This window comes from Actinospineispora spinosispora DSM 44797 (genome assembly GCF_000429025.1).
In the GTDB taxonomy this organism is placed as follows: domain Bacteria; phylum Actinomycetota; class Actinomycetes; order Mycobacteriales; family Pseudonocardiaceae; genus Pseudonocardia; species Pseudonocardia spinosispora.
Map to the genome: position 1 here is coordinate 1 of NZ_AUBB01000071.1, position 11,560 is coordinate 11,560.

At 68.9% G+C, this 11,560-nt stretch carries 1 protein-coding gene; it reads left to right on the top strand.

What is annotated here, in order from left to right; genetic code table 11:
• Window positions 1-26: 26 nt before the first annotated feature.
• Window positions 27-11,560: ribonuclease domain-containing protein (locus G406_RS49240; RefSeq protein ID WP_156935110.1), on the top strand; the 11,534-nt coding region annotated here is incomplete at its 3' end.

Here is an 11,560-nt window from a genome sequence, read left to right on the forward strand (position 1 = left end):
CCGGTGAGGCACCAGGCGCGCCACCGTTGGCTGCCGCGCAACCGAAACCGAGCTTGTTCGACCGCCTGTTCAACCGCGGCTCCAAGGCCGCTGATGAGGGCAGCCGGACATCGGTTCCGGACAGCACCAAGGGCGCGAACGCCCCCCACAACCCGGGCGTCGCGGCGACCGAGGGCACCGGCCGCCACGCCGACCCGCTGATCGACAACCCCCGCACTCCCGAACCAGGCCAGCTGGGCCACGGCGGCGGAACACGCACCGGCGACGAGATCATCGCCGACCGCAACAACCCCGCCGAACGACAAATCGGCCGCGAACCCGCCACCGACAAACCAGCCGGTGACAAGCCTGCCGGTGAGGAATCGCCCTACGCCGAAGGCACCAACCCCGGACCGTTCCACGAGAACGACCCGAGGATCGGCACAGACCCCGCCACCGGCAAGACCAACGGAGACCCGCAGGTCGGCAAGCAGCCTCAGGGCAACGGTGAGCCAGCCGCTGCTCGCGGTAGCGATGCCGGTGGCACGAAGACGAGCACGGTCTCGCCGAACAGGCGCAGTCCGCTGGGTCGTCTGTGGGATCGCCTGATTCCGTTCGGGCGAGGTGACACCAGCAGTACCGCAACACCGTCAGTACGTGGTGATCGAGGCGGACACCCGGGTGCGGCGCACGCCCCAGGTGACCGGCACGGTCCTGGTCGCAAGAGCAATGATCCGCAGTCGCCCACTCCACCGCCGGCTCCGCCACCCGGCCCCACGGTCGAGGTCGCGGCCGGCAAGGGTGTCGGCAAGAAGAGGACGAAGACACCGGACAACCCGGCGCGAGTGCCCGGCGATCCGCCGGATCACGTCGATCCGTTGTTCGGCGAGGTCACCCGCAAAACCGATACCTCCGGCAACGTGCCGGAGCCCGAGCCGGTGGCGAACGGGCCACCGGAAACCAAGACCGACACCACGGATTCGTCCAGAGGCGACGCAACCGACGCAGGATCTGACCCTTCAGCACAGAAGAACACAGGCAAGAAGAACGCAGTCGAGCAGGAGAACACGCCCGAGGAGGCCCCGACAGCAGCGACCAGCACCGATGGCGAGCCCATCGACCCACAGGTTCGGCAGAAGACCACCCTGGAAGAGGCCCCCAAGAACGGCCCGCCGGGTACCGAAGCCAAGGAACGTGCCAACCCTGGCCCCACGATCTACCACGATCCGCAGGTCAAGTCAGGCACCAGCACCAATGACACCGCCACCGGCGGCAAGCGCACCTACGAAGAACTACCGCGCGGCTCCAACGAAAAGCTGACCGCCGCTGAGCGGAAGGCCGCTGAAGACGCCGCACGCAGCAACAACCGTCCACGCGACACCACAGACACCCGGGCCGAGGAGCCCGAGAACACCGGCTCTGGAGAACCGGGCACGGCCGCTGACAACCAGGCGGCGCGCGAGCATGGGAAGCAGGACCCGGGAGACTTCCGGGACGGGCTGAACGAATGCGACAGCTGCGCCAACCGGCTACGCGGTGAGCTGGGCGATCCCGAGGCGGGAGCGCGCCCCGCGACGCCCGCCGACCAGATCGCCGGCAAGGTACTGCCGGAGCTGGAGAGGGACTACAACGGCAGGTTCCAAGGTCTTGCGCCGAGGATTCTGCGCCCGCTGATCGGGTCGAGGAACCTGGGCAGGCTGCTGGAGAGACAGCCGGTCGGCAAACAGGCAGGCATCCTCAGCAAGGGCCGCGACGGCGCTGGACACCTGAGCTACGCCGAGCGAGTCCCGGAATCGGCCGAGTTCCCGCGCGGCGTCAAGTACGTCGACCACGACGCCGCGGGCAACCGGATCGAGTCCGCGACACCGCCGCGCAGCCCACATGCGGTGATGGTCCGCGACCTCGAGGTGGGTAACCCGAGGTCCTTCAAGACCTTCGAGCGGGTCGGCGCCACGATCCAGAAGGCCAAGTCCGCGGAGCGGCGGTCGAAGCTGTTCGGCAGCCGTCGGCCTGGCACGAAGCCGGTCGAGCGACAGCAGGGCAGGAAGAGCAGCTTCGCTCAGGGGCCCGGCTCGGGAGGTCGGCTCGTCCGGAAGACGACCGGATCAGCCGTCAAGGAGTTCCGGACTCCGGATCAGATTCAGCGCGAGGCCGACGCGCTCGCCGAGCACCGGCGCACGGAAGCCCAGTACGCGCAGTCCGCGCTCACTCGCTGGCTGGGCGAGAGCGCGACCAGGCGAGCCGCTCGGGCCGTCGAGCGAGCCACCGAGGCCGTGTCCAAAACCGAGACCGGCGCCGCCAAGGACGCCGCGACCAAGACGCTCGCTGACGCACAAGACCACGTGGCGAAGCTTCGGGAGGCGGAACAGACCGCGTTCGACCGGAAGGACGCGGCACGCAAGGCCTGGGAGGACGCGCTCACCGCGCCGCACACCGAGGCCATCAAGATCGCCAGGCAGGAGATGGCCACCGAGCGTCCTTCCGACGCGCGCACCGTCCGCGACCTGATCAAGCAGGTCAAGGATGGGGTGGCCACCGACGCGCAGCGGGCCCAGTTCAACGGCCTGATCGGCAAGGCCATCACGGCCTTCATGAAGACGCTCGGCAAGGACGTCGTGTTGACCGATGTCCAGCTGGCCATCATCGACCGGATGAGCCGGGGCACCGTGGTGAACAGCCTCACCGGTACCGGCAAGAGCTTCGTCGTGGTGGCGACGGCCTTCCGGCACGTGTTGGAAGGCCGGTACGGGGACATCCTCGTGCACCGCAAGGGCGAGGTCGCCAACACCATCAAGCTCGCCAAGGGAGTAGCCGAGCACCTGGGCCTGACCGCCAGCGAGATTCTGGACGGGATGTCGCACGCCGAGCTGACCGAGGCGTTCAAGGCCGACATCCGGGTCTCCGACGCCAGCACCGCGCTGTTCACCAGGCTGCGGGACGCCTACCGGGATCGCAGCGCGTACGCGATCGACCGGAAATCCGGGATCGTCATCGACGAGATCGACCACGTGCTGCTCGACAACGCCACCCCGCACATCCTGGCGCGTCCGGTGAACTGGGCGAAGACGCTCCACAGGTGGAACCAGGAGATCCAGGCCGAGAAGCTGGTCAGCCGCCTGCGGCCGGACGAGCTGAAGGTCGACTACGACAAGCGGACCGCCAAGCTGAGCGATGCAGGCAAGGAGCGCCTGCGCAACGACCCTCTGTTGCGGCAATGGCTGACCGGCAAGCTGGGCGCGCACCTGAACAACGCCGTGTACGCCAGGGGAATCATCAAGCCCGATATCGACCACATCCTCGACACCGCGGCCAAGCGGGGCGACTCGATCACGATCATCAACAACATGATCGGTGACCTCATGCACGGTCAGCGCTGGTCGGAGGGCCTGCACGAGGCGGTCGAGGCGATTTACCGCAGGGAGGCGAAGTCCCGCACGCAGGGGTTGCGCCTGGGCAGGCCGACCAAGGACCGGGTGCTCTTGGGTCGGCCGACCGAGGAACAGGCGCGGATCACCGCCGGTGACCTGCTGAGCTTCTACGACCTTGAGCACATCTCCGGCGCGTCGGCCACCGCCCGGTACTGGGCGCCTGAACTCGCCGAGTTCTACGGGCTGCGCGACGTGGTCGAGGCCCCGCCGAGCCGCTCGAGCCGGCTGGTCGAGCTGCCTGAGATGAACCTTCCCGAGGCGCTGCACCGCGAGGTCGGTCTCGACGTGATCCATTCCCTGATCGAGGACGGTCAGCCGGTAGTGGCCGCCGCCCGGACGGTGAAGTCATCGGAGACCTGGTTCAAGGCGCTGACCGAGCGGTTCGCGGGTACCGACACCAAGGTCCAGCTGGTCAACGCCAAGAACTTGGACGAAGCGGCACTGCGCAACGCCGGCCTGGAGCCCAACACCGTGACGGTCGTCACGAACATCGCGGGCCGAGCCGTGGACATCGCGGTCAGCCAAGCCGTGCTGGACAAGGGCGGCCTCGCTGTCGTCCAACTCGAGCGCTCCGAGTTCACCTCGGAGATTCAGCTCAAGGGTCGTACCGCCCGCAACGGGGCGCCCGGACTCTTCATCAAGATCTTCTCCGAGAAAGACCAGTTCCTGAAGAACAACCTGGACGAAAAGGCCCACCAGGAACTGGTAGACCGGCTGCGCAACCCCGGCGGTGTCGGCGAGATCGTCACCCAGCAGTACTTCACGCTGGACAAGGAAGCCCGAGGGGAGCTGCGGGACCGGCAGGTCGAGCAGCCGGGTCACCCCAGGCTCGGTCAGCTGATCGACCAGGCGCACGACGTCTCGCGCTTCAAGATGCGCAGCCAGCTCATGCACACCCTCGGGATGGTCCCGCCGAGGTACCTGCCCGACGACAAGCGGACAGAGCGTTCACTGACCCGCTCGATCCCGCTGGCCAAGGACCTGGGCGGCGACACCCAGCTGAAGGCACTCGTCGCCATCGCGGACGCGTGGGACAAGGCCGGACCGCAAGCAGGCGCACCCGCCGGAACCGCCGACGCACCGGCAGGCACCACCGGCACACCGGCCACGGGCACCCCAGCGGCAACCGCGGGCACACCAGCCGGAACCACTGGCACCCCCACCGCCGCAACCCCGGGAACCACCGGTGCACCGGCCACCAACGCACCGGCCGCTGGTGTGCCGATCGTCCAGCCCAGGGTCGCGGCACTGACCCCGACCCAGCGCAAGGCCTTCGTCCTCTACACCGACGGATACACCACGGCCGAGATCGCCAAGAAGCTGGAGATCTCCCAGCGGCAGGCGAAGCGGCAGCTCAACCAGGCGTTGAAGGGGCTGCGAGGACCGGCGGACATCCAGACCGAGGCCGTCGTCCGCGACCAGCTCATCAAGGACTACCAGCCAGGGTCCGTCCCGCTGTGGGAGCACGTCCGCCAGGGGCTGCGCGCAACCGAGCAGGGTCTTCCCTCGGCGGTGCGGTCGCTGTGGAACCAGGACGACCGGGTCGAAGAAATCATCGCGGACATGCACGGCAAGGGCCTGAGCCGCAAGGAGGCCGACGAGGCCTACCAGAAGCTGCGCGCGGCCGGCTACACCTCGATCGCCGGGCTTGGCGCCCTCGTCGATGACCGGCTCGGGGCCGCTAACGCCAGTGCGCTGCGCGACGCCGGCTTCGACGCCACGAGACTCGTCGGGGCCGGCCTGTTCGACGACGCCATCGCGGTGCTCAACGGCACCGAGCTCAACGCCGAGACCCGCGCCGCGCTGGCCGGAGCCGGGCTCACCGATCAGGTCATCGCCGGGCTCACCGGGAAGCTCCGCGACGACGCCATCGCGGTGCTGAACGGCACCGAACTCAACGCCGAGACGCTCGCCGAAGCCGGTCTCACGAAGGCCGTGATCGCCAAGCTCACCGGGAAGCTCCGCGACGACGCCATCGCGGCACTCAACGACACCGAACTCAGCCCCGAGACGCTCGCCGAGCTGGCCAGAGCCGGATTCACCGAGGAGGTCTTCGCCGGGATCGAGGCGGAGCACCGCCAAGCCGCGATCAAGGCACTCATCCTCGCCGACCGCACCGAGCTTTCCCGAGCCGGTCTCACCGAAGCCGTCCTCACCAGGCTCGATGAGTTGCACCGGGACGATGCCATCGCGGCGCTCACCGGGGTCCGACTCCCCGGCACCTGGCTCAGCCCCGAGACGCGCGCCGCGCTGGCCCAAGCCGGTCTCACCGACGACGCCATCGCCGCTGTCAAGGCGAACAACCGGCCGGCCGCGGTCCAGGCGCTCATCGAGGCCGAGCTGGCCGAAGCCGGGCTCACCAAGACGGTGATCGCCGAGGTCAAGGCGAAGAGCCTCGCCGCGGCCACCAAGGCACTCACCGATGCCGAGATGCGGGGCGAGGCCCACGCGCTGCTCGTCGATGCCGGTCTCAGCGACGCCGCCATCGCGTCGCTGCGCGGGGCACTGCTGGACTGGCCGCTCGGATGGCCGGGTTTCCTGCCCGACGCGAACGCGCCGACCGGCGAGCTGGCCGAATTCCTGGCCGGGCCCGACTTCACCCACGAGCAGTCGAACGCGGCTCTGCAGCACCTGGCGGTTCAGCTTCTGCCGGCAGGCACGGTGCTGCCCCAGGACATTCTGGACAACCGCGCCGCGCTGCTGTCCATCCTGGGCATTCCGGACGTGGCTGACCGGCTGTCCGCCTCCGGGTCGGATCTCGCCCGTCGGGCGGCCAAGGGCAAGCTGACCGCCGCTGAGCTGGACCTGCTGCGCGGCTGGGCTACCGGGAAGCTGCTCGGGATATCCGACTTCGACGGCTTCCAGCGGATGCAGGTCGCGACCGCCGTGCTGCACATCGACGTCGAACGCCGCCACGGTCCCGCCCCCGCGTCCGCTCCCGTGCCGCACAAGCTCCCCGAAACCCCGCTCCCCGCCCACCCCGACCAGGTGTTCTTCAAGAGGCCGGGCCGAGGCCGCGACCTAGCGGGCGACGGGTCGGACGAGGACCCCGAGCCGAGCACCCCACGCCCCGACGACAAGGAGGGTCCGCAGGACACATCCGACGGCCACGCCACACCGAAGGACGACCTCAGCGAGGTATCCGGCCTGTCCCCACCGGCCGAGAAGTCCAAGGTCGTCCCGCTCAGCGCTGGCAACAGCGTGGCGCGGGGCCTGGTGTACATCCCGGGTGACAGCTCGAAGCGGGCCACCTTCATCCCGTTCCGGCGGGTCGGGCGGTACATCCTGTTCGTGAGCACCGGCCACGAATTCGACGGTGCAACTCCACACGGCGGGACCCTGGTCGCGCTGGAGGTCGACGGGACGCTGGCGCCTGCGCAGTTCCTCGGCCGCCATCGCATCGCGGGAGACAACGACGTCGCGGTGGTGCAGGTCCTGGCCGATCAGCTGCCTGCGCTCACCCTCACCGAGTTGACCCCGGTGGCGCCCGAAGTCGACGGAAAGGTCGACATCACCGGCTTCCCCGCGACGAGCGACGACATCAGCCCGATCCGGGTGACCGACGGCGAGGTCAACAGCCTGCCCACACAGGGCGTGTTCGGTGTCTCCGGTGCCGCCGACGCCCGCCACGAGGGTGTCTCCGGCGCACCGGTCAGGAACGAATCCGGCCAACTGCTCGGCCGCGTGCTGTCCGCCGACGACACCAACCACCAGCTGCACATCGGGACCGTCGACCAGATGATCGATTTCATCGGCACCCTCGATGCCCACGGTGTGCTCGACGGAAGGTCACGAGGCCCGGCGACCCCCCGTGCCAGCAGCTCGAAGGAGGACAAGGAGCACTCGCCCGCTTCCGAGCTCCACGTGCGCGCCGAAGAGACCTCACCCACCAGCGGCGGCATCCGCATGCTGAGCGGCTCGCCGAGGCTGACCCTCGCGCCGGCCGGACACCGAGGCGGCGGCTCGCTCCCCCGCAACGCCGGAACCCGCACGTCCCGTCCCGGCAAGGGGACCAGCACTCCACTGAGCGGGTCCGTACCACCCGCGTCCCGCGTCCCGTCGGCCTCAGGGAACTCGGCGAACCGCGCCGAGGAACCTGGCAAGCGCTACCAGGCGACCGGGACCGGACTGTTCTTGCCGGCCAATACCGATGACGACAGGCGACGCAGGTCCGCACTCCGCCACCCCAGCGCAGGCGAGGTTCCCGGCGGCGAGGCAGCAGCCTTCACCCATTCGGCTGGCAACCCGGCCCGGGGCGGCAACCCCCGCGCGGCGGACGACACCCGGAACCTGAGCGGCGACAGCCCGAGGGGCGCGCCGTTCGGTACCGCGGTGCCGGTCTTCGGCCGGTTCCCCGCCGAGCACCTCCCCGCCCTGCGCGAGGTATGGGCCGCAGCGTGGAATGGGCTCCGGGAGCGGGAGAACAAGAAGTACGACGCTACGCGCAGCTCGGTAACCGACCCGCTCAGCGAGGTAACCGACCGACTGAAGGCTCTGCTGGCGGCCGGGACCGGCCGCCCGGTCCGGAGTTCCGTCTCGGCATTGGGCTCTCTGGACAACGCCATAAGTCAGGTGCGGAACAACCTGAATCCGCTGCGGGACCGGTTGATCGAACCGAACCTCTCAGCCGAAGAGACCCAGCAGCTGACCGCCCGGGTCGCTGAGCTCCACAAGCAGCTGAAAGCGCTCAACTTCCAGTCCGGTGTCGTGAACTGGAACAGCGCGGACCCCGAGCGTTCGTTCATCGTCGAGAACTGGGACACCCTCGATGAGGGCGTCCGCCGAGGGTTCAAGGCCGCGCACTCCCTGGCCATCAGCAGCGGTCCCGGCGCGTTCCTGTACCGGTCCACGAAGGATCCATTGGTCCGGCCCCGGAACCTTTCCGCCATGAAGGACCCCTGGGTCCGCGTCCGGATCCTTTCCGTCGACAAGTTTGACGAGGAATGGCGGAACCAGGGGGAAATCAGTGCAGCGCCCAAGGCCTTCACTCTCCTTCGGGAGAGCCTGATGGTGTTCCGCGCGGAGACGTTCCGGGTCCGCGCGGTGCCCACCGAACTGAACCCGACCGTGATCCGGTCTGCCGGCTACCTAGCGCACGAGTGGCAGCACGTCGTTGACGCCGCGATGTTCTCAAGGCAGCGGGAGTACAACGCGTTCTGGGTTCAGCGACTGCTCACCGAAGTGGCGGACCACCGCAGCCTTCTCCACTACATCAAGCACCAGCCCGGCATCGATCCGCAGCTGCTGGCACTGCAGCACTACCTGGTGGAGTTCTGGGACGAACTGGCCCGGACCTGGCGACCCAGCGACACGGCGCCGCCCTTCCAGCTGCCGTCCGGCTACGACACCCACGGAAGTAACCAGCGCGCCGCAACGGACAGCCGGGCGCCGCACACCGGCGACGCTCCGCTCAGCGGCGGCACTCCAGAACTCACTGAGGAAGACCTGATCAGCGCGGTGGAGAGAGCGCGCAAGGAGTCCCCCGAGTTCGAGGTGCGTGCACTCTCCGCACTTCCGGAGGCCTCCGAGGTCTGGGCCAAACTCAGGCTAGGAGACCTGTCACCCCTCCGCGAGGGCACCGTGTTCCGCAACGAGGCCGGAATTCTGCCGCAACGCCCACTCGGCTACTACCACGAGTACGCGGTGTCCGTTGCAGGGTCGGAGACGAAGACCCGAGGTCCCCGCCGCGCTCGCGTTGTCAGCGATGCTCGTCGGCTGGTGGTCGGGGAACTCGGGGAGAGCTACTACACCGGCAACAACTACAAGACGATCACGGTGGTCGATACCGTTCGGACGCTGCTCGACGACCTTCACACAGTGATGGCCGGGAACGGCTACCAGTCGATGCCGATGAAGAAGCTGCTCGGACGGCTGGGCCAGATGAAGCTGCGGGCCAACGCGGATCAGGTTCGTGCCGCGATCGAAGCACCGCCAGGTGTGCGCCGTTATGGCATCTACCGGCAGGGTGACATCGATTACGTGGCCGCTCGCCGAGCCGAGCCTGCCAGTGCATCACCCGGAGAAAGCGATCGCGCTCGCGCTCGCCGCATCATCGCGAGACTCAGCGCTGAAGACATGTCAGTCGCAGCAGACAGGGCATCCAGGCAGAATCCCGGGTTTGCGGTGCATTCGCTCTCTGCGCTTCCGGATGCCGCTGAAGTGTGGTCCAGGATCTGGTTCGGGGTCCCGTCCCGCTACCTCGAGGACGGCACCGTGTTCCGCAACGTGGCCGGGATTCTGCCGCAACGCCCACCCGGCTACTACCACGAATACGTGGTGCCGGATATGACCGCGCTAGACAAGGGCCCACTACGGCTAGTGGTCGGTGAATCCGGGGACCGTTACTACTCCGGGGACCACTACGAGTCGTTCACGTTGTTGAGCGCCGAGGATGTCACCTCTGTGACAACGACTGAGCTGGCTGGGTCAGCGCCGGATGTGTCGGGTGTTCAGTTGTCGTCTGAGCCGTTGAGTAGGCGTCAGGGTGACGAGGTTCGGCGGCGGCGTGCGTCGAACCCGGTGGTCGGGTTGATCGGGTTGGTTCCGTTCGACCGGTGGCTGACCGAGCTGGACCCGCAGTCGGCGCGGGATGGGGCGACGTCGCGCAGGCAGGGTCTGGTCGTACGCCGGGACCCGGTGGGTGGGCCCGGGGTGCTTGCGGTGCAGGTGGACCGGTTCGCCGAGGTTCAGCACGCGGTGATGGACGAGTTGGCGCAGCTGTGGTCTCCCCGGGAGCTGGCGGCGTTCTACCGGCGGGCGTTCGACCCGACCGGCCCGGCACCGGACATGTCGCCGATCATCGCGTCGCGGGCCTTCGACCAGCTGTCCGCGGGCGGTCGCAACATCGGGGTGTACCGGTTGGCGCGGCGGCTGGGGGTCGAACCTGGCCGGCTGTGGACGGCGCTGACCAGGGCGGCCCCGTGGCACGCTGCCCGCCAGAACCGGTGGTGGGAGCCGTTGCCGCGCCCGGCCCAGGTCGGCACCAGCACCCCGGTGACCAGCACCGAGCCGGGTCCCGGGTTGGTGCTCGACGGCGCGAAGGTGACCGCGACCGGACCGCCGACGGCCCACTACCGCTACATCCAGGTGGACAACCTGACCGATCCGGCTGATCCAGCCGCCGGTGTGCTGCTGGACGTGCTGGCCGACGCGGTCGCCGCGTTGCGGCTGGACGGACGGCTGCGGCTGGCGGCCGCGCCCGACACCGAATTCAACACCGGCCACCTGCAGACACTGCTGGACCGCCTGGGTATGCGGGACATCGGGGTGAACACCACACACGCCGACGCGGTCAAGGCCGGGGTCGCCGAGCCCGATGTATCCGCCGGGGTCTACCAGCGAGCCCGCGATCAGCGACTCGTCCAAGCCGACCGGCACGCCACGCCCGGCAGCGGCCCATGGGACACCCACCGATACCTGCGACGCGCGGCCTACGACGCCGACCGCGCCGCTGCCTACGCCCACCGCGCAACCGCCATCACTCTGAGCGGATCCGCACCTGGGCAGGCACACAACGACACCCGGCCGTCAGCCACCAGCACCCAGCTCAGCGGGGAGGTACCGCTCACCGGGGATGCGGTGAACGCTTCGGTCAACGATCGGATCACCGGTGCCGGGGCCGATGAGGTCAGTCCACCGGTTGTGGCGGCTCGGGGGCGGTCGCCGCCACTGCGCACGGCAACGACCGACATCGGTGGCACCTCACCGGGACGCATCGCCGCGACGGTGCTCGCTGGGTTCGTCTTCGCGGCCCTCGGGCTGCTCGCCGTACCCGACGTCGCGCACGCCGCCACACATGCCGACGCACTGTTGGTGTTCGCCGCGTCCGCGACCGACATCGGCGATCCCAGCCAGTTGCCCAGCATGCGCGGGGTCCTACTGGGGGTGTCGGCGGTGGTCGCCGGGCTGGGCGGGCTGGTCTACGCGGGCTTCCGACTCTGGTGGGCCGCGCGGAACCGGCCACGGCTCTCGGATGCCGCGCTACGGGAGTTGGCCGGGCGGGCGACCTCCACGACCCCGCCGCTCAGCGACGCCCAGCGGGCGGCACTGAACAACGAGTTCCACCAGAAGTTCCGACCGCGCGGCGACGGCGCACCAGACGCTGATGCGTCACGGGACACGCGATCCGGTCACACACCGGGTGAGGTAGAGCT